19 protein-coding genes are annotated in these 18,147 nt (G+C 69.6%); 4 read left to right on the top strand and 15 right to left on the bottom strand.

Annotated elements, in window-relative coordinates:
* Positions 1–28 precede the first annotated feature (28 nt).
* The 12 genes from ACTIGJ_RS18270 to ACTIGJ_RS18325 form a co-directional block, all read right to left on the bottom strand.
* Entirely contained in the window at positions 29–1,486 is a 1,458-nt protein-coding gene (locus ACTIGJ_RS18270; protein ID WP_439641761.1) for a DUF1501 domain-containing protein, read from the bottom strand.
* A 36-nt stretch (positions 1,487–1,522) separates the two neighbouring features.
* Positions 1,523–3,865: a DUF1549 and DUF1553 domain-containing protein gene (locus ACTIGJ_RS18275; RefSeq protein ID WP_439641762.1), complete on the bottom strand. Its 2,343-nt coding sequence runs from the start codon at positions 3,863–3,865 to the stop codon at positions 1,523–1,525.
* Positions 3,866–4,281: 416 nt separating this feature from the next.
* Complete coding sequence (locus ACTIGJ_RS18280) at positions 4,282–5,034, bottom strand: cytochrome b/b6 domain-containing protein (protein WP_439641763.1); 753 nt, start codon at positions 5,032–5,034, stop codon at positions 4,282–4,284.
* A 6-nt stretch (positions 5,035–5,040) separates the two neighbouring features.
* Positions 5,041–5,547 carry a c-type cytochrome gene (locus tag ACTIGJ_RS18285; RefSeq protein WP_439641764.1) on the bottom strand — a complete coding sequence of 169 codons (507 nt, stop codon included), beginning with the start codon at positions 5,545–5,547 and terminating at the stop codon, positions 5,041–5,043.
* Between the two features lie 326 nt (positions 5,548–5,873).
* Positions 5,874–7,337 carry a glucose-6-phosphate dehydrogenase gene (zwf, locus tag ACTIGJ_RS18290; protein WP_439641765.1) on the bottom strand — a complete coding sequence of 488 codons (1,464 nt, stop codon included), beginning with the start codon at positions 7,335–7,337 and terminating at the stop codon, positions 5,874–5,876.
* Positions 7,338–7,398: 61 nt separating this feature from the next.
* Positions 7,399–8,196, bottom strand: a complete 798-nt coding sequence (locus tag ACTIGJ_RS18295; RefSeq protein ID WP_439641766.1) for an N-formylglutamate amidohydrolase — start codon at positions 8,194–8,196, stop codon at positions 7,399–7,401.
* A gap of 3 nt (positions 8,197–8,199) precedes the next feature.
* Complete coding sequence (locus ACTIGJ_RS18300; protein ID WP_439641767.1) at positions 8,200–9,573, bottom strand: formimidoylglutamate deiminase; 1,374 nt, start codon at positions 9,571–9,573, stop codon at positions 8,200–8,202.
* Positions 9,574–9,663: 90 nt separating this feature from the next.
* Positions 9,664–10,098 (bottom strand): DUF3429 domain-containing protein, encoded by a 435-nt coding sequence (locus ACTIGJ_RS18305; RefSeq protein ID WP_439641768.1) that lies wholly within the window; start codon positions 10,096–10,098, stop codon positions 9,664–9,666.
* 52 nt (positions 10,099–10,150) lie between these two features.
* A complete protein-coding gene (locus ACTIGJ_RS18310) occupies positions 10,151–10,837 on the bottom strand; it encodes an MBL fold metallo-hydrolase (RefSeq protein ID WP_439641769.1) in 687 nt (228 codons plus the stop codon).
* A 12-nt stretch (positions 10,838–10,849) separates the two neighbouring features.
* Entirely contained in the window at positions 10,850–11,989 is a 1,140-nt protein-coding gene (locus tag ACTIGJ_RS18315) for a mechanosensitive ion channel family protein (RefSeq protein ID WP_439641770.1), read from the bottom strand.
* A gap of 23 nt (positions 11,990–12,012) precedes the next feature.
* On the bottom strand, positions 12,013–12,387 hold the full coding sequence (locus ACTIGJ_RS18320; protein WP_439641771.1) for a type II toxin-antitoxin system death-on-curing family toxin: 375 nt from the start codon (positions 12,385–12,387) through the stop codon (positions 12,013–12,015).
* On the bottom strand, positions 12,387–12,617 hold the full coding sequence (locus ACTIGJ_RS18325) for an AbrB/MazE/SpoVT family DNA-binding domain-containing protein (protein WP_439641772.1): 231 nt from the start codon (positions 12,615–12,617) through the stop codon (positions 12,387–12,389). The genes ACTIGJ_RS18320 and ACTIGJ_RS18325 overlap by 1 nt, the downstream gene beginning before the upstream one ends.
* Before the next feature lie 103 nt (positions 12,618–12,720).
* On the opposite strand from ACTIGJ_RS18325, the gene ACTIGJ_RS18330 reads away from it, so the two are divergent.
* Positions 12,721–13,128 (top strand): DoxX family protein, encoded by a 408-nt coding sequence (locus tag ACTIGJ_RS18330; protein WP_439641773.1) that lies wholly within the window; start codon positions 12,721–12,723, stop codon positions 13,126–13,128.
* Here ACTIGJ_RS18330 and ACTIGJ_RS18335 read toward each other — a convergent pair.
* Both ACTIGJ_RS18335 and ACTIGJ_RS18340 read right to left on the bottom strand, forming a co-directional pair.
* Positions 13,104–13,496: a YchJ family protein gene (locus ACTIGJ_RS18335; RefSeq protein ID WP_439641774.1), complete on the bottom strand. Its 393-nt coding sequence runs from the start codon at positions 13,494–13,496 to the stop codon at positions 13,104–13,106. The genes ACTIGJ_RS18330 and ACTIGJ_RS18335 overlap by 25 nt on opposite strands.
* On the bottom strand, positions 13,493–14,107 hold the full coding sequence (locus tag ACTIGJ_RS18340; protein WP_439641775.1) for a DUF938 domain-containing protein: 615 nt from the start codon (positions 14,105–14,107) through the stop codon (positions 13,493–13,495). The genes ACTIGJ_RS18335 and ACTIGJ_RS18340 overlap by 4 nt, the downstream gene beginning before the upstream one ends.
* Before the next feature lie 112 nt (positions 14,108–14,219).
* Here ACTIGJ_RS18340 and rsgA point away from each other — a divergent pair, with 112 nt between their 5' ends.
* Positions 14,220–15,248, top strand: a complete 1,029-nt coding sequence (rsgA, locus tag ACTIGJ_RS18345; RefSeq protein WP_439641776.1) for a ribosome small subunit-dependent GTPase A — start codon at positions 14,220–14,222, stop codon at positions 15,246–15,248.
* Positions 15,249–15,273: 25 nt separating this feature from the next.
* Here rsgA and ACTIGJ_RS18350 read toward each other — a convergent pair whose 3' ends face one another.
* Positions 15,274–16,107, bottom strand: a complete 834-nt coding sequence (locus ACTIGJ_RS18350; protein ID WP_439641777.1) for a D-hexose-6-phosphate mutarotase — start codon at positions 16,105–16,107, stop codon at positions 15,274–15,276.
* Between the two features lie 79 nt (positions 16,108–16,186).
* Here ACTIGJ_RS18350 and xth point away from each other — a divergent pair, with 79 nt between their 5' ends.
* Both xth and ACTIGJ_RS18360 read left to right on the top strand, forming a co-directional pair.
* Positions 16,187–16,987, top strand: a complete 801-nt coding sequence (gene xth / locus ACTIGJ_RS18355) for an exodeoxyribonuclease III (protein ID WP_439641778.1) — start codon at positions 16,187–16,189, stop codon at positions 16,985–16,987.
* 125 nt (positions 16,988–17,112) lie between these two features.
* Entirely contained in the window at positions 17,113–18,108 is a 996-nt protein-coding gene (locus ACTIGJ_RS18360; protein WP_439641779.1) for a hypothetical protein, read from the top strand.
* Positions 18,109–18,147 lie beyond the last annotated feature (39 nt).

The following is an 18,147-nucleotide window of genomic DNA, read 5'->3' on the forward strand; positions in this document are numbered from 1 at the left end:
TGCGTAACGCGTCAACTTGTTCATGGCTTCATCCTCTCAAGGTTTGAAGCCTCCGAGAAAGACGGGGCGGTTCAGTCGGCCGTTCGGACCGGCCGTTGTGCAGGAAGGTGGTCTTCAGGTGATCGAGGCCCATCAGCTGCAGCACGGTGGCGTGCAGGTCGTAGGTGTCGACCTTGCGGCCGACCGCCTGCATGCCGATCTCGTCGGTGCCGCCGACCGTGGTGCCGGCCTTCACGCCGCCACCGGCCAGCCACTGCGTGTAACCCCACGGGTTGTGGTCGCGGCCGTTGCCGCTCTGGCCGAATGGCGTGCGGCCGAATTCGGAGGTCCATACCACCAGCGTGGAGTCGAGCAGGCCACGCGCTTCGAGATCGGCGAGCAGACCGGCGATCGGCTTGTCGACGGCACGGGTATGCGCACGATGGTTGGATTCGATGTTGTTGTGGCCGTCCCAGTTGCGGGCTTCGCCTTCGATCTCGATCTCGCCCGACACCACCTGGATGAAACGCACGCCGCGTTCGACCAGTCGGCGCGCGCGCAACAGCGTTTCGCCGTAGCTCTTGCTGGCCTCGATATCGATGCCGTACAGCGCCTTGGTGGCTTCGCTTTCCTTGGCCAGGCTGACCGCTTCCGGCGCCGTCACTTCCATGCGCGCGGCGAGGTCGTAGGAGCGGATGCGCGCCTGCAGCTCGGTGTCGCCCGGGTAGTGGCGGGCATGGCTGCGGTTCAGCCGGTTGAGCAGATCCAGCGTGCTGCCCTGCTCGCCTTCGGCGACAAGCTCCGGGCGGTTCAGATGCAGGATCGGCGAATCGCCCGGGCGGAACGCGGTGCCCTGGTAGACCGCCGGCAGGAAGCCGGAGCTCCAGTTGATCGCGCCGCCGCGCGGCTCGCGCTTGTCGTTGTAGAGCACGACGTAGCCCGGCAGGTCCGGATTGGCGGCGCCCAGCGCGTACTGCACCCAGGCGCCGAGCGACGGCCGGCCCGGGCTCAGGTCGCCGGTGTTGAGCTTGAGAATGGAGATGTCGTGGGTGGCGCCGATCGTGGTGCTGGACTTCACCCAGGCGATCTTGTCGGCCTGGGTCGCGAGGTTCGGCAGCAGGTCCGAAAACCAGGCGCCGCTGTCGCCGTGCTGCTTCCACTGGCGCTGGGTCGCCAGCAGCTTGTTGGAGGTGCCGCGCACGCCTTCCTTGATGCCCTTCATGAACGAGGCCGGCACTTCCTGCCCGGCCAGCTTGACCAGTTCCGGCTTGTAGTCGAACAGGTCCAGCGTCGACGGCGCGCCGTCCATGTGCAGCCAGATCACCGACTTCACCTTGGCGGGGAAGTGCGTGGCCTTCGGGGCCAGCGGATCGACGAGGCCGGTGACCGGCTCGCTGGCCGTCGCGGCGGACGGGAAGAAGGCGCCGCCGAGCGCCACGCCGCCAAGGCCGAGTGCGGCGTGGGCCAGCAGGTCGCGACGCGAGGTCGGATTGTTGAAATCAGTCATGCGATGTCTCCAAAAAAGGTGGGATCAGTGCAGGGTTCAGAAGCGGTAGGTGAACTCGTTGGAGTTGACGACCGCGTGGGTGAGATCGACGAAGGCGGCGGCCCGGATCGGATCGAGCGGCCCGGCCTTCTCCAGCCCGATCGGCACGTTGACCGCGAACTTGCCGTTGGCGGCCTGCGCCTTCAGCACCCTCTCCTGGCTGTCGAGGAAGGCCAGCAGCGTGGTCTTCTCCTGCTTGTCCGGCTTGCGGGCATAGGCGATCTCGAACAGGCCATCGAGCTGGGCGGACGCCGAACCGCCCCGTTCGCGCAGCACCCGGCCGGCCAGCGCCTTCGACCAGTCGAAGACGATCTCGCTGTTGAACAGCGTCAGCGCCTGCAGCGGCGTGGTGGTGATATCGCGCTTGGCATGCGCCTGCTGGGTGTTGGCGATGTCGAACGGCTGCAGCAGCGGATACGGGATCGAGCGGCGCGTGAAGATGTAGAGGCTGCGGCGATTCCAGTCGTCCTTGTCGGCCGACACCTTCCAGGCGTTGCCGGTGTAGAGGTTCGATGGCACCGGCGGGAACACGCTGGGTCCGCCGATCTTCTCGGTCAGCGAACCGGAGGCGACCAGCAGCGAATCGCGGATCGTCTCGGCGTCGAGACGGCGGCGCGGGAACACCGCCAGCAGCCGGTTTTCCGGATCGGCGCTGGCGATGTCCTGACGGAACGCCGACGACTGCCGGTAGACGCTGGACAGCAGGATCTCGCGATGCAGCTGCTTCACGCTCCAGCCGTGCTCGACGAAGCTCGACGCCAGATGATCGAGCAGCTCCGGATGGCTCGGCTTCTGGCCGGCCTTGCCGAAGTCGCTGAGCGTTTCGACGATGCCGCGGCCGAAGTACTGGTCCCAGACCCGGTTGGCGTAGACGCGGGCGGTCAGCGGATTGCCCGGGCTGGCGATCCAGCGGGCCAGCGCCGTGCGGCGGCCGGACGACTTCTCGGTCGGCACGATGACCGGCTTTTCCGAGGTGATCGCCGCCGGGAAGCCCGGCTGCACTTCTTCCACCGGCCGCTCGAAATCACCGCCGAACAGCAGGTGGGTCGGCGGCGCCTGGGTCTGGCCGAGTTCGGTCATCGCCGAGATTTCCAGCGAGCCGCCGGCCGGCTTCAGCTTGTCGAACTTGCGCAGTTCCTCGCCGAGCTTGCGGTAGTCATCGGCCAGCGCCGCGTACTCGGGCTGGTACTGCTCGGCGCTCGGATCGGCGTTGTCGCGCAGGTAGGCGGCCAGCACGTCATCGGTGCCGTAGTCGGAGAAGCGGTTGATGATCCAGCGGTCATGCGGCGTCCACTGCGCTTCCGGCGTCGAGTACAGCTTGCGCAGCGAGGCCTGGGTGGCCTGCGAGTAGCGGTCGAGCAGGTAGTGCTTGGCCGGCTCGCGCACCTTGTCGATGATCGCCTTCTGCTTGGCGCGGATCTCCGCGGTGGCTGCCTTCCACTTGGCGTCGGCCTGTTCGTAGGCCAGTTCCGCCGCGCCCTTGGCGGCCGGAATGTCATCGACCGCGCTGGTGTTGGCGAAGAACGCCTGCAGCTGGAAGTACTCCTTCTGCGAGATGCGATCGGCCTTGTGGTTGTGGCACCGGGCGCAGCCGACGGTCTGGGCCAGGAACACCTCGCCGACGGTGTCGGTCATGTCGGTGGTGTGCTGGTACTTCTTCTGCACCAGATCGCGGGAATTGATGTTGTCCGGAAAGCCGCGCAGGAAGCCGGTGGCCACCAGCGCGTCCTGGTCGCCGGGCTTGATCTCGTCGCCGGCCAGCTGTTCCTGGATGAACTGGTCATAGGGCTTGTCGGCGTTGAAGGCCTTGATGACCCAGTCCCGGTAGCGCCACATGTTCGGCCGCGTCTGGTCGCCCTGAAAGCCGGCGCTGTCGGCGTAGCGGGCCAGATCGAGCCAGCGGCGGGCCTGGCGTTCGCCGTACTTCGGCGAGGCCAGCAGGCGGTCGGCAAGCTTCTCGTAGGCGTCCGGAGAACGATCGGAGACGAACTGCCGGACCTCCTCCGGCGTCGGAATCACGCCCCAGACATCCAGCGTGGCGCGCCGGATGAAGGCCGCGCGATCGGCGTCCGGCGAAGGCTTCAGGCCCTTCTCCTCAAGCTTGGCGAGCACGAAGGCATCGATCGGCGTACGCACCCAGCGCGCCGCCTTTACCTTCGGCGCGGCGACGGCAATCACCGGCTGGTACGACCACAGCGCGTTCGGCCGGGCAGCGGCGGCGGCGTTGCTGCGCGGCGCGGCGGCATCGGCTGCCTCGGCGGCGCTGGCGCCGGGCACGGCGATCGCCAGGCCGAGACCGAGCCCGACGGCGAAAGCGAGCGTTGAGTGTTTCTTCTTCATTCAGCGGTTCCCTTGATCAAGTGTTCTGACCTGCGACCACCCTGGAGTGGAATTCCGGCATGGCATTCCGGATCGCTGTCGAGGCGCTGCGGAATGCGTGCTGCAGTGGAGGAATTGCAACGCCTGCGCCAGCGCTGCGAAGACTGCGGAGGATCGCCCGCAGGACCTGTGTAAAGATTTGTATCTTTCTGAATTAGTTGAACAAATCCAGCCTCTTCAAGACACCTCGAAGGATCGGATTCAGGACTGCGGACGGTCCTGCCAGGGCCGGCATGCTGGTTTCGCAGCAGGCCGGCAAACAGGCTGTTGTGGATTCCGCAGCGGCTGCTGGATCGGCAACAGCGGCGACCGCTGCGCAGCGGCGCGTGGAGCCGTCAGTGGAGTCGGCGGCAGCCGGCCGGGCTGCCGCCGGGGGATCAGCTGTCGAACGACGACAGGCTGGCGTCAGGCGCCAGCAGCACCAGCGCCGTCAGCGCCGCCAGCACGATCGCCAGCAGCAGCAAGGCCACACCCAGCCGGGACGAGCCGATCGCCTGGTCGGCCGGCACCGCATCGGCGGGCTTGCGGCCGGTCCACAGCGCGCGGACCAAGTGCTCGCGGCTCAGCAGCCGGTGAGCGAGGACCGCCAGCACATGCACGGCGATCGCCACCGCCAGGGCGTTGAACAGCCACTGGTGGATCGCCGTCAGCGTCAGGCTGAGGCTGTCGCTGACCCAGCCGTACAGCGGGCCGACGTTGAAGATCTCGTCGTTGGCGAACAGCCCGGTCCCCGCCTGCACGGCCAGCCCGGCCAGCAGCGCCAGCACCATCCAGGCACCCAGCGGATTGTGGCCGGCGTGACGCGCAGGCTCGCCGCGCAGCCAGCGGCGGGCATGGGCCAGCACCGCGCGCGGCCCGCGCACGAAGTTCGCGAAGCGCGCGTGGCGGGTGCCGAACAGGCCCCACAGCAGCCGGAACACCACCAGCACCGTCACCAGGTAACCGGCGGCGAGATGCAGCCGGAAGTACTCCGGGCCAATCCGGCTGGTGACGTAGCTGGCCAGCACGCCGGCCACCAGCGCCCAGTGGACGATCCGCACCGGCAGGTCCCAGACCTTGCGACCGGCCGCCGCCGGCGCGGCAGCGGCCAGCGGCGCGGCGACGTCGTCAGCGGATGAGGTCGACGACATGGCCGGTCACTTCGACTTGTACTCGTCGTGGCAGCCCTTGCAGTCCTTGCCGACCGCTGCGGCGGCGGCCTTGAAGGCATCGGCGTTGCCGGGCTCCTTGTCGATCACCTGGGCCAGCGCGACGACGTGGGTCTGGAAATCCTTGAGCCGGGCATCGAAGTCGGCGCGGTTGCTCCAGATCTCCGGCTTGGCCTTGGTGTCGCCGTTGGCGGAGTAGTCCGGGAACACTTCGCCGAGCTGCGGCGCCAGGAAGGCGACCCGGGCGATGCGCTTCTGCAGCTCGGCGGCGTCGTACGCCTGCTTGCCCTGCAGGGTGTCGCCGACCGGGCGGAAGTTGCTGCCGATCAGCGTGAACAGCGCGCGCCGCACTTCGATGACCGGCTTGGGGTTCGGCGCCGGATCGGCGGCCAGCAGCGGCAGGCTGCCGGCCGTGATCGCCAGCGCGCAGGCGCCGAGCACGATGCGGCGCAGCGGCAGGCGACGGGAAGCAGCAGGGAAACGGGACTTGGACATGGCTCTCGGGGATGGCTGGGGTGGATGACGCCACCGCCGCCGACCGGTGCTGCTCGATTCCGGCCAGCCGGCGGGCGACGCTGGAAGGCCGTGCCGCGCAATCACCGCGCCAGCCCGGCGGCACCGGCCGATGGCGCCGGACGCGCTGCGCGGCGCCCGTTCAAGCCCCTGAAATCACGATGGTTATCGGTCGACTCTCGTCGGTCCGGTCTCGCCCCTGACTGCTGCCGCGACGCCGCGCGGCGGCCACCGCTGCTGCCTGCGCAGCAGGCCGCTGGCGAGGCTGCTGCGTGGCCAGCAGCGCGGCGAAGCGACTTCGCCGGCCGTCAGCCGCCCGGCGGATTGGGCGCGCGCCAGGCGCGCTCGAACGGCAGCCGCCAGGCGCGTGGCGCGACCAGCTGGTGGATCGCCTTCGGGCCCCAGGAGCCCGGCTCGTAGAAGCGCACCGGCGGCGGCGCCTCGAGCAGCGGCTCGGACACCTTCCACAGCCGCTCGATGCCTTCGGCCGTGGTGAACAGCGTGTGGTCGCCGCGCATCGCGTCGAGGATCAGCCGCTCGTAGGCTTCCAGCACCTCGCCGGCCAGGCCGGTGTCGTGCATCGCGAACTGCAGGCTCAGCTTGTCCAGCCGCATGCCCGGACCGGGGCGCTTGCCGTAGAAGCTCAAGGACATCTTGGAGGCGTCGGCGAGATCGAAGGTCAGGTGGTCCGGCCCCTGGCTGCCGACGCCGGAGCCGGCCGGGAACATGCTCTTGGGCGGCTCACGGAAGGCGATCGAGATGATCCGCTGGCCTTCCGCCAGCCGTTTGCCGGTGCGCAGGTAGAACGGCACGCCGGCCCAGCGCCAGTTGTCGATCAGGCACTTCAGCGCGATGAAGGTTTCGGTGTCGGACGCCGGGTCGACACCGTCCTCGCCGCGATAGCCGGCGTACTGGCCGCGCACGACGTTGGCCGGGTCCAGCGGCAGCATGCTACGGAACACCTTGTTCTTCTCCTCGCTGATCGGCACCGGCTCCAGCGAGGTCGGCGGCTCCATCGCCATGAACGCCAGGATCTGGAACAGGTGGGTGACCACCATGTCGCGGTAGGCACCGGTCTGCTCGTAGAAGCCGGCGCGGCTGCCAAGACCGAGCGTTTCCGGCACGTCGATCTGCACGTGGTCGATGAAGTTGCGGTTCCAGATCGGCTCGAACAGGCCATTGGCGAAGCGGAACGCGAGGATGTTCTGCGCCGGTTCCTTGCCGAGGAAATGGTCGATGCGAAAGATCTGCTCTTCGCCGAACACCTCGTGCAGCTTGGCGTTAAGCCGCACGGCGCTGGCCAGGTCGGTGCCGAACGGCTTTTCCATGATGATCCGCGCCCGTTCCACCAGCCCGGCCTCGCCGAGCATCCGCACCACCGGCAACGCCGCGCTGGGCGGCACGCTGAGGTAGTGCAGGCGCTGGCTTTCGGCGCCGAGCGCCGCCTCGGCGGCGGTCACCGCTGCCTTCAGCGCGGCCGCCCCGGCGGCCAGCGGCAGGTAGTCCAGCTGGGCGGCGAAGCGCTGCCAGTCGGCGTCGTTCGGCTTGCGCATGCCGAACTGGTCGAGCGCGCTGCGGGCGATGCTGCGGAAGCCGTCGGCGTCGAGCTCGTCGAGCGACAGCCCGATGATCCGGCAGTCCGGAATGAAGCCGGCGTTGACCAGATGGAACAGGCCGGGCAGCAGCTTGCGGCGGGCCAGATCGCCGGTGGCACCGACCAGCACCACCACCTGCGGGAAGCGCGGCCCGACACCTGCGGGGACTTTGGCCATCGTGCGGCTCCGGTTGAACGGTCGGGGCTAGGCGCTTGCAAAAGCGACGCCAGCCGCCGGTCTACGGCTTCCAGGCGATCAGCGTGTCGATCAGCCGGCGCAGCACCGGGCCGATGGCCTGGGCCTGCGGGTGGCCCGGCGTCCAGCAGGCAGGGTCGCTGTCGTCGAGATAGCAGTCCTGCGCCAGCTCCAGCTGCAGCGCGTGCAGGCCCTGGTCCGGCTGGCCATAGCGCACGGTGGTGTAGCCGCCCTTGAAGCGCTGGTTGCTGGCGATGCCGCCGCCAGTGGCGGCCAGCACCGTCTCGACCTCGGCCTGCAGCGCCGGCGCGCAGGCCTGCCCGTCACGCGTGGCGAGGCTGAAATCCGGCAGCCGGCCGGGGAATCGGCCGGGCAGCTCGCGGCGCACCGAATGGGCATCGAGCAGCACCACGTGGCCGCAGCGGGCGCGGGTGTCGGCCACCCGCTGGGCCAGCTCGTCGTGGTACGGGTCCCACCAGCGGGCGCGGCGGCTGTCGATCTCCGCCACCGTCGGCTCGCAGCCGGGCCGGTAGACCGGCGCGCCGTCGAACTGCAGCAGCGGGCACAGGCCCGGGTCGGGATCGCCGTCGTACAGCGGCCGGCCCTCGCGGTCGCGGTTCAGGTCGACGACGTAGCGCGAATGGGTGGCGGCGATCAGCGTGGCGCCGCAGTAGGCAGCAAAGTGGTACAGGAACGGCAGGTGCCAGTCGGTGTCCGGCAGCTGCCGCGCGCCGGGGCTCAGGCGTTCGGCGAGACCGGGGCTGAGCGCGGTGCCGGCATGCGGGATGTTGATGATCAGCGGCCCGCGGCCGGCAATCGTCAAGGCCAGCGGCGCGCTCATCGGTCAGCCCAGCAGCCGCTTCATCACCGCGCGGTAGCGACCGAGGCTGGCCGCCGCCTGCGGGTGACGGCCGTCGCGGACCACCCAGCGGCCGGCCACCATCACGTCGCGCACCGGCTGCCGGGCCGGGCCGAAGATGGCGGCATCGAGCAGGCCGTCGCCGCGCTGTTCGGCCAGCGCCGGATCGTCCGGGTTCAGCACCAGCCAGTCGGCGCGCAAGCCGACCGCGAGGCTGCCGACCGGCTGCGCCATCGCCTGCGCGCCACCGGCGGTGGTGATTCGGTACAGGTGGCCGCCGAGCGAATCGCCGATGCCCTTGGCCAGCACGTTGCGGCGCTCGAAACGCAGGCGCTGGCCGTACTCGAACAGCTTCAGTTCCAGGAACGGATCGACGCAGACATGGCTGTCGGCGCCGACGCCGATGCGGCCGCCGTTGCGCAGGTAGGGCACGGCGTTGAAGAAGCCGTCGCCGAGGTCGCCTTCGGAAGTCGGGCACAGGCCGGCGACGACGCCGGAGCGGGCCAGCCGCTCGGCCTCGCCGATCTCGGTGTGGGTGGCGTGGATCACGCACCAGCGGCCGTCGACGGCGGCGTGGTCGAGCAGCCAGGCGATCGGCCGCTGGCCGGACCAGGCCAGGCAGTCGTTCACTTCCTTGAGCTGCGCCGACAGGTTCAGGTGGATCGGCGTGTCCGGCCCCAGCGTGGCCGCCAGCGCGACGGCATCGGCCAGCATCGCCGGGGTGACGGCGCGCAGGCTGTGCGGGGCGATGCCGATGCGCTGGGCAGCGCTGCCGCGCGTGGCGGCGACCAGGCGTTCGACGATGCCGGCGTAGTCGGCCACGGTGTTGATGAAGCGGCGCTGGCCGCTGGTCGGCGGCGTGCCGCCGAAATTGTCGTGGCCGTACAGCACCGGCAGCAGCGTCTGGGCGATGCCGGTGCGCTGCGCCGCCGCCAGCAGCCGCTCGCTGGTTTCGGCGCGGTTGGCGTACGGCGCGCCGCTGACGTCGTGGTGCAGGTAGTGGAACTCGGCAACGCTGGTATAGCCGGCCTGCAGCATCTCCACGTACAGCTGGGTGGCGATGACTTCGATGTCGTCCGGCTGCAGCTGCTCGATGAAGCGGTACATCAGCCGCCGCCACGACCAGAAGCTGTCGCCCTGCGGGCCGCCCTTTTCGGTCAGCCCGGCCATGCCGCGCTGGAACGAGGTCGAGTGCAGGCAGGGCATGCCCGGCACCACCGGGCCGTTGAGCGTCTCGGCCCCGTCCGCCGCCACGCCGGTGGCGAGCGCGGTGATCAGCCCGGCATCGTCGACCTCGAACAGGACGTTGTCATGCCAGCCGGTGGCGAGCAGGGCGGAAGAGGCGTGATAACGGCTCATGGCGGTCGATCGGGCAGCGCGGGTCGTGGGGTGCCGGCAAGAGTACGCAATCGTCGGCGTCGTTGCCCCATCCTGGGGCGCGTCCGCCGTTCAGTTCAGCAGGCCGCGCCAGACGAGGCAGACCAGCACGCCAAGGGTCAGCGACAGCCGCAAGCTGAAGTAGCCGCTCAAGGGGTCGAGCACCCGCTCGCGCCAGACCTCGGCCGCCACCAGCAGCACGAACACCGCCGCCAGCGCGACGATCGCCGGCGTGAACGGCAGCGAGGCGGCCAGCCAGGCCAGCAGCATCAGCACGGTCGACAGCGCCATGCCGATCAGGCCGTTCGGGCCTTCTGCGGTCGGCAGTGCCAGCCCCCACAGGGTGCCGGCCATGAAGCTGGCGATCATCGCCGCGTAGCGCAGCCACAGGCCATCGAGCCAGGGCGGCACGCTGTCCGGCAGCAGGGTCCACCACAGCGGACCGGCGATGAACGGCAGCAGCCCGGCATAGCCGAGCAGATAGACCAGCGCGGGCAGACGGTTCATCGGCGCTCCGGGGAACAAGGGTTCATCGGCATCGCGGCGCGGTGCCGGCGCATCAGTCGCCGGCCACCGAATCGGCGACATAGGGGTTGATCTGGCGCTCGCGGCCGAAAGTCGACATCGGGCCGTGGCCGGGGATGAACTTCACCTCGTCGCCGAGCGGGAACAGCCGGCTGCGGATCGAGCGGATCAGGTCGGCGTGATTGCCTTTCGGGAAATCGGTGCGGCCGATCGAGTTCTGGAAGATCACGTCGCCGACCATCGCCAGTTGCGAGGCCGGGTGATGAAAGACGACGTGGCCCGGCGTGTGGCCGGGGCAGTGCAGCACGTCGAGCGTCAGGCTGCCGACGGTCACCGTGTCGCCGTGCTGGAGCCAGCGCTGCGGCACGAAGCTGCGCGCCGGCGGGAAACCGTACTGCTTGGCGGCGTCGGGCATGCCGTCGATCCAGAAGGCATCGTCCTGGTGCGGACCTTCGATCGGCAGGTTCAGCTGCTCGGCGATCTCGGCGACCGCACCGGCGTGGTCGAGATGACCGTGGGTGACCAGCAGTTTTTCCAGCTGCACGCCGTGGTGGGCGACCCGCTCCAGCAGCCGCGCGGCCTCGCCGCCGGCATCGACCAGCGCGCCGCGCATCGTCGTGGGGTCCCAGATCAGCGTGCAGTTCTGCTGGAACGACGTGACCGGGATGATTTCGCCGCGCAGGCGGACGGCGGGATCGGCAACAGCGGATTCGGTGGACATGCGGATCGGCGCTCAGGCGCGGGCGGGTTTGCTTTCCGGGGCGTCGCTGCCGCCGCCGACCTGGGTCGCCGGGGCGGCCAGCAGTGCGGCGTCGCGGCGGCTGCCGACGGACGGGAACGAGAAACGGATGCCGTCCGCCTCGAAGCGGCGAACGATGGCGATCAGCACCCGCTGACGGGTATCCATGTACAGCGCGAACGCCGGATCGACCATCCAGTAGACCAGCTCGAACTGGTAGGCGCCGCCGACCAGCGCCTTCAGGTGCGCGCGTTCGACGCGGGTTTTCGGCTGCGCCGCGATGATCTCGCGCAGCAGCCCCGGAATCGCTTCGATCACCTCCGGCGGCGTGCTGAATTCGACGTCCAGCGTCAGCAGCACGCGCCGCTCGTACATGCGCTTGTAGTTGCGCAGCCGCGCCTTCAGCAGGTCGCTGTTGGAGAAGATCAGCTGTTCGCCGGTGTCGGCGCGCACCCGCGTGGTCTTCAGGCCGACGTGCTCGACGGTGCCCGAGTAGCTGTCGACGACGATCGCGTCGCCGATCACGAACGGCTTGTCGATGACGATCGACAGGCTGGCGAACAGATCGCCAAGGATGTTCTGCACCGCCAGTGCCACCGCGATGCCGCCGATGCCGAGGCTGGCGACCAGCGCGGTGACATTGATGCCGAGGTTGTCGAGGATGAACAGCAGCATCACCAGCCACAGCAGCAGCTTGCCGATGAAGTTCAGCGCCGCGAGGCTGGTGGCGGCGGCGAGGTTGCCCTGCTCCGCCCGCATCCGCGAACTGGCGACCCAGAAATCGAGCAGCGCGCCGATCCACAGGCCGATCTGCACCAGGATCGCGACGGTGATGACGTGATCGAGCCGCGCCTCGACCTTCTTGCCGAGATCGAGGTACTGGCTGGCGAAGTAGACCGCCACGAACACGATCAGCCAGAGCTTGGTCGACTCCACGGCGTTGATCAGCGCGCGGTCCATGCGCGTGGCCTTGGGCCGCTCGCTGTTCGACAGCCGGCGGATGATCGCCCGCTGCACAGCGAACACCACCAGCACGAAGCCCAGCCCGCCGCAGACCGCGATCAGCCAGTCGCTGATCGGGTTGCGGACCAGGATGCGGTCGAGACTGCCGAGATAGTCGAGAAGGTCGTTCACGATTCGATGAGGGACGGCAGAATTCAGCGCCGAGGCTGGCCGGCGAGCCAGGCCGCGAAGCCGGCTTCGTCGAGCAGGCCTTCGGCGAGCAGGACCATCTGTTCAACCATCGCCGGCGATGGTGGCGGCGTCGGCACCCGGTTCATGCGCAGGAACAGCAGCGCCGCGAACAGGCCGGTGCGCTTGTTGGCGTCGACGAACGGATGGTTGCGCGCAATGCCGTACGCGTACGCGGCCGCCAGCGAATAGGGATCATCATCACCGTAGGCCTGCTTGTTCTGCGGCCGCGCGAGCGCCGAATCGAGCAGGCCCTCGTCGCGGACGCCGCTGGCCCCACCGTGTGCAGCCAGTTGGTGATCGTGCATGGCCAGCACGACATCCTTGTCGAGGAATTCCATCAGCGCTTGGCGAGCGCGCGCAGCACGTCGCGGTACTCGGTAGCGACTTCCTCGGCGATCGCCATCTGCCGGGCGAAGCGCTCGTCGAACGGGGTGATCCGGAACGAGCCGTCCGGCGCCTTGGTGGCAAACACCGAATCGCCCTGCTTGAGCCCCAGTTCGGCAAGCATCTCGCGCGGCAACAGCACGCCCGAGGAGGAACCGACGGCGCGGACTTTGAGTTCGTACATGGCTGCACCTCACTGGCCTGTGGAAGATCGCCCGGCACCTGGTGCCGGCGACACGATTGACACGTTCATTATAATCATGACTCGTCCCTCCCCGGCCACGCCCATGACCCTTTCCCTACCTGCCGCGCCGCTGAAGCGCGCCGGTCTCCTGTTCACGTTCCTGTGGTTCCTGATCGGCGGCATCGGCCATTTCCTGCTGCCGGGCTTTTTCGTGTCGATCTGCCCGCCGTGGGTGCCGGAGCCGCTGGCGGTGGTCGTGCTGAGCGGCATCGCCGAGATCGCGCTGGCCCTGCAGCTGATCCCGCTGCGCACCCGGCGCTGGGCCGGCTATGCGCTGCTGGCGCTGATCGCCGCCGTGACGCCGGTCCACATCTGGATGCTGATGGTGCCGGAGCGCTTTCCGCAGTTTCCGGTGGCGCTGCTGTGGCTGCGGCTGGTGATCCAGGCGGCGTTCTTCGCCAACGTCTGGTGGAGCACCCGGCCGGATCAGCGGATGTCGCCGTCGACGTAGAACCAGCGCCCGCCTTCGCGGATGAAGCGGCTGGTTTCGTGCAGCCGCACGGCGCTGCCACCGCCGACCTTGTAGCGCGCCACGAACTCGACGATCGCCGTGTCGTCGCCGGTCATCCGGTGCTCGCGGATGGTCAGGCCCAGCCAGCGGGTCGCCGGTGTCCGGTCCAGATCGAGACGGTCCGGCCGGGTGCGCGGGTGCCAGGTCGCGCGCAGGTAGTCCTCGCGGCCGAGCACGTAGGCGCTGTAGCGCGAGCGCATCAGCGCCTCGGCAGTGTCGGCGACGAAGCCGTCGTGCAGCCGGCCGCAGCAGCCGCCGAAACGCGTGCCGCTGCCGCAGGGACAGGCATCGCTATCGGCGAGCGTCATCGGCCGGGGCTCCGCCGCCAGACCAGGCCGCGGTTGTTGGCCGGCATCGCACGATCCTCGACGAGCGTCAGCCCGATCGCCGCCGCCAGTTGATCGACCCACTCGAAATCGCGGATGCCGCTGGCCGGATCGCGGGCCCGCAGGCTGGCGTCGAAGTCGGCATTGCTGGCGCTGGTGTGGGCGCCGCGGTAACGGAACGGACCGTAAATCACCAGCAACCCGTCCTCGTTCAGCACGCCGGGCAGCCGGGCGAACAGCGTCTCGACCTCGGCGCTGCTCATGATATGCAGCGTGTTGGCGCTGAACACGGCATCGAAGCGCGCCTGCGGCCAGCGGCCGCCGACATCGAGCGCGATCGGCGCCGGCGTGTTCGGCAGCGCGGCGTCATCGAGCCACAGGCGAATGCCCGGCAGGTAAGGCGGGCGGTCGGCGCACTGCCAGCGCAGCTGCGGCAGCGCCGCTGCGAAATGGACGGCGTGCTGGCCGGTGCCGCTGCCGATCTCGAGCACCTGCCGGCGGTCGGCGACGTGATCGCGCAGCAGTGCCAGGATGGGCTCGCGGTTGCGCTCGCAGGCGGGCGAGAACGGCTTGTCGGGCAGCAGGTCGGGCATGTCAGCGGGCGATCGACGAAGGCGGCCAGCATAGCCGCGCCGCCGGGCGCCCGGCCCAGCCGCTACCATGCGCCGAGCCTTCCGCTGAACCTTCCGCCGCGATGACCTGCGCTTGATCGACCTGTCCGACCTCCCCGCCCTGATCGCGATCGGCTGGAACCCGCAGTGCACGGCCGCCGCCACCGCGCTGGCCGCCGTCACCGGCCGGCCGGCCCGTGTCATCGAGCAGCACCGGGCGCATCTGCTGGTCCACGACGGCCGGACGGCGGCCAAGGCGAAGACCCTGACCGCGCTGTTCGATCGCCTCGAAACCACTGGCGACGGGCTGGCGGTCGGCGACTGGGTGCTGGTCCACGAATCCGGCGGCAGCCTGTACATCCACGACCAGCTGCCGCGCAACAGCCTGCTGCTGCGCAGCCGGGGGGAGAACGGCGTGCAGCGGATCGCCGCCAATGTCGACACCGCGCTGCTGGTGATGGCGCTCGACAACGACTACAGCCCGAACCGGCTGGAGCGCTACCTGCTGATGGTGCGGGCGGCCCAGGTGGCGCCGGTGATCGTGCTGACCAAGCCGGACCGCGCGCCCGCGCTCGACGCCCAGCGCGCCGAGATCGCCACCCTCGCTGGCCCGGACGCGCCGCTGTTCGTGCTCGACGCCCGCGATCCGGGCTGTGCCGCCTGCCTCGCGCCCTGGCTGGCCGCCGGCCAGACGCTGGTGCTGCTCGGCTCCTCCGGCGTCGGCAAGTCGACGCTGGTCAACACGCTGCTCGGCGCCGAACAGCAGCGCACCGGCGCCACCCGTGCCTACGACGATCGCGGCCGCCACACCACCACCGCGCGCAGCCTGCGGATGCTGCCGCAGGGCGCCTGCCTGATCGACACGCCGGGCGTGCGCGAGCTGAAGCTCGGTGGCGAAGAGGACGTCACCGCCGATGCCTTCGACGACATCGCCGCACTCGCCGCGAACTGCAGGTTCCGCGACTGCCAGCACCAGCGCGAACCGGGCTGCGCGGTGGTTGCCGGGCTGCCGCCGGAGCGGCTGGCCAACTACCGCAAGCTGCGCGACGAACTGGCCGTCAGCCAGCAGAAACGGCTGGAAAGCGCCGCTCCGGCGCCGACCCGTCGCTCGAAGAAGCGCTGAGCCGGCGACAGCGTGCCGCGGACGCTCAGGCCAGCAGGGTCTGGGTGCCGACCCAGCGCTCGCCCGGCTGCAGCTGCACCGGCCGGCCGATGACCGCCGCCTCGACGCACAGGAAGCGCTGGTGGCCGCCGGGGTCGAGATCGGCCAGCTGCGCGGCCTTCGCCGGCCCCGGATTCCAGACCACGGTGTCGCAGAAGCCGCTCTGCTCGATTCGCAGCTCGCCGTGCGGCTCGCGCAGCAGCAGCGATTGCGGCGCGTCGAAGTAGTTGCGGTCGACCTCGCCGACGATTGCCAGCGCCTCGGCCGTTTCCACCGCCGCGACGCCGCCAAGCGCGGTATCGCGGTAGCGCAGGCCGTTCAGCCCGTGCAGCCGCACCGCCTCGATTGCCTCGACCGCGAGATAGCTGTGCAGCGCCGCCGTGAAGCGGCAGGCGGTATCGCCGCTGTTCAGCACCGACAGGATGACCGACAGCCGCGAGGCGCTGAACAGCACCCGCAGCTCGGCAGTGAAGGCCTGCGGCCAGATCGCCCGGGTGGTGGCGTTGTCGACCAGCCCGAACCGGCTGACGAAGGCGCCGTCGCCAGTGGCGGCGGCATCGATCAGCGACCAGCTGGCGGTGCGCGCGAAGCCGTGTTTCGGCAGCGGGCCTTCGGCGGCGAACTGCGGAAAGATCACCGGAATGCCGCCGCGGATCGCGGCCGTCGGCCGGTAGTCGGTGCGGCCGCTCAGGTACAGGCGCTCGCGGCCATCGGCCGGAATCCACGAGCTGATGTGGGCACCGTGGCGATGCACAGTGAGCCGGGCACCATCGGCGGTGACGAAGTTCAGGATCGGGGCGCTGCGGTCGAGTTCGTTCATGGCGTCAAGGATAGGCGCGCTGGCCTCGCTGTTGCGCCTCCGCTAGGCTGCGCCGCCCGCCAGTCCCCGGATGCTTCGCATGAAACTCGCCACCTGGAACGTCAACAGCCTGAAGGTCCGGCTGCCGCAGCTGCTGGACTGGTTCAGCGTCCATCCGGTCGACGTGATCGGCCTGCAGGAAACCAAGCTGACCGACGAGGCCTTCCCAGCCGCCGAGCTGGAAGCCGCCGGCTGGCACTGGGCGCATTGCGGGCAGAAGACCTACAACGGCGTGGCGATCCTGGCGCGCACGCCGCTGCGCGACGTCGCCTACGGCATCCCCGGCTTCGACGACGAGCAGAAGCGGGTGATCGCCGCGACGGTCGACAGCGACCACGGCCCGCTGCGCTACATCTGCGTCTACGTGGTCAACGGCCAGGCGGTCGGCTCCGACAAGTACGCCTACAAGCTGCGCTTCCTCGCCGCGCTGAAGGACTACGTGGCCGCCGAGCTGACGCGCCATCCGAACCTGGCGGTTGGCGGCGACTACAACATCGCCCCGACCCCGGCCGACACCCATGATCCGGCGGTCTGGGAAGGCAACATCCTGTGCTCGGAACCGGAGCGCGACGGCTTCCGCGCGCTGCTGTCGCTCGGCCTCGTCGACGCCTTCGGCCTGTTCGAGCAGCCGCCGCAGTCGTTCACCTGGTGGGATTACCGGGCGGCCGGCTTCCGCCGCAACCTCGGTCTGCGCATCGACCATCTGCTGCTGTCGGCGCCGCTGGCCGCCGCCTGCGCGTCGGCGGCGGCCGACCTTCGGCCGCGTCGTAATGAACGGCCGTCGGATCACGCCCCGTTTGTCGTTGAACTTCGGGAACGCCTGCCGGACGCTGCGGTCTAGCAGCAGACCGGGGCACCGCAACCCGCAATTCCTCGGGATCGACTGTGAACTGAATCACAAGCCCCGCGTGGCAAGGGCGGCATTCCAGCCCATGCTATCGGCAGCCCCCAGGAACCGAGCCCGCAATGCAATCGCGCCGGCGCAACCACTACGACGTCACCAACCAGATCTGCATCGCGAGCCCGCCGGACGTGCTCGACGAGGTCATCCGTCTGCTGAATCTGCAGGGTGGCCGCGCCGATGCCGCCGAGCTGCGCGCCGCGTTCCGCCGCTTCACCGAGCTGCACGCCGGCCTGCTGCCCGGCTACGCGGCGGCCGACACCCCGTATCACGACGCCCAGCACAGCCTGGACTGCACGCTGGGCACCGCAAGGCTGATCGACGGCTACAACCGCGCGATGCCGGCGGCGGCCCGGATCAGCCCGCGCCGGGCCGTGCTCGGCGTGCTGATCGCGCTGTTCCACGATGCCGGCTACATCCGCCGCAGCGGCGATCGCGCCAGCAATGGCGCCGCCTACACGCTCAGCCACGTGCAGCGCAGCAGCGAGTTCCTGCTGCGCATCCTGCCGTCGCTGGGTTTTGCCGACGACGCGCCGCTGGCCGCGCGGATGGTGCATTTCACCGGCTACGAACGGGCGCTCGACACGATCGAGGTCAGCGATCCGGCGGACCGCGCGCTCGGCTTCATGATCGCCAGCAGCGACCTGATCGTGCAGACCGCCGATCGCTGCTATCTCGAGAAGTGCCGCGATTTCCTCTATCCGGAATTCCAGGTCGCCGGCCTGGCCGGCGCTGCCCAGCCCGGCGGTCCGACGCCGCTGTACGCCGATGTCGACACGCTGATGCGCGGCACCCCGCAGTTCAACGCGCGCATCTGGCAGGAGCGGCTGGACGGCTACTTCGGCGGCATCCACCGCTATTTCAGCGTGCATTTCGGCGATCGTCTCGGCGCGCCGAATCCGTACACCGACGCCATCCACGACAACCTGCAGCGGATCAAGCGCGCCATCCGCAGCGGCCACTTCGACGAGCTGCGGCTGCGCCCGCGTGCGGTCGACGCCGCCTGGATGCGGCGCCTGCTCGGCACTGAGAAGACGGCCGTCCTGGCCGAAGCCGCCTGAGCGCAGCAGCACCGCATCCGGACGCCCCGCAGGCGGCCC

The sequence above is a fragment of the Nevskia sp. genome, assembly GCF_051860985.1.
Lineage (GTDB): Bacteria > Pseudomonadota > Gammaproteobacteria > Nevskiales > Nevskiaceae > Nevskia.

Coding starts and splice junctions, on each gene's coding strand:
- ACTIGJ_RS18300 (WP_439641767.1), bottom strand. CDS start 9,573: ATGAGCCGTTATCACGCCTCTTCCGCCCTGCTCGCCACCGGCTGGCAT.
- ACTIGJ_RS18340 (WP_439641775.1), bottom strand. CDS start 14,107: ATGCCCGACCTGCTGCCCGACAAGCCGTTCTCGCCCGCCTGCGAGCGC.
- ACTIGJ_RS18305 (WP_439641768.1), bottom strand. CDS start 10,098: ATGAACCGTCTGCCCGCGCTGGTCTATCTGCTCGGCTATGCCGGGCTG.
- xth (WP_439641778.1), top strand. CDS start 16,187: ATGAAACTCGCCACCTGGAACGTCAACAGCCTGAAGGTCCGGCTGCCG.
- ACTIGJ_RS18325 (WP_439641772.1), bottom strand. CDS start 12,617: ATGTACGAACTCAAAGTCCGCGCCGTCGGTTCCTCCTCGGGCGTGCTG.
- zwf (WP_439641765.1), bottom strand. CDS start 7,337: ATGGCCAAAGTCCCCGCAGGTGTCGGGCCGCGCTTCCCGCAGGTGGTG.
- ACTIGJ_RS18310 (WP_439641769.1), bottom strand. CDS start 10,837: ATGTCCACCGAATCCGCTGTTGCCGATCCCGCCGTCCGCCTGCGCGGC.
- ACTIGJ_RS18270 (WP_439641761.1), bottom strand. CDS start 1,486: ATGACTGATTTCAACAATCCGACCTCGCGTCGCGACCTGCTGGCCCAC.
- ACTIGJ_RS18330 (WP_439641773.1), top strand. CDS start 12,721: ATGACCCTTTCCCTACCTGCCGCGCCGCTGAAGCGCGCCGGTCTCCTG.
- ACTIGJ_RS18285 (WP_439641764.1), bottom strand. CDS start 5,547: ATGTCCAAGTCCCGTTTCCCTGCTGCTTCCCGTCGCCTGCCGCTGCGC.
- ACTIGJ_RS18350 (WP_439641777.1), bottom strand. CDS start 16,107: ATGAACGAACTCGACCGCAGCGCCCCGATCCTGAACTTCGTCACCGCC.
- ACTIGJ_RS18295 (WP_439641766.1), bottom strand. CDS start 8,196: ATGAGCGCGCCGCTGGCCTTGACGATTGCCGGCCGCGGGCCGCTGATC.
- ACTIGJ_RS18360 (WP_439641779.1), top strand. CDS start 17,113: ATGCAATCGCGCCGGCGCAACCACTACGACGTCACCAACCAGATCTGC.
- ACTIGJ_RS18275 (WP_439641762.1), bottom strand. CDS start 3,865: ATGAAGAAGAAACACTCAACGCTCGCTTTCGCCGTCGGGCTCGGTCTC.
- ACTIGJ_RS18335 (WP_439641774.1), bottom strand. CDS start 13,496: ATGACGCTCGCCGATAGCGATGCCTGTCCCTGCGGCAGCGGCACGCGT.
- ACTIGJ_RS18280 (WP_439641763.1), bottom strand. CDS start 5,034: ATGTCGTCGACCTCATCCGCTGACGACGTCGCCGCGCCGCTGGCCGCT.
- ACTIGJ_RS18320 (WP_439641771.1), bottom strand. CDS start 12,387: ATGGAATTCCTCGACAAGGATGTCGTGCTGGCCATGCACGATCACCAA.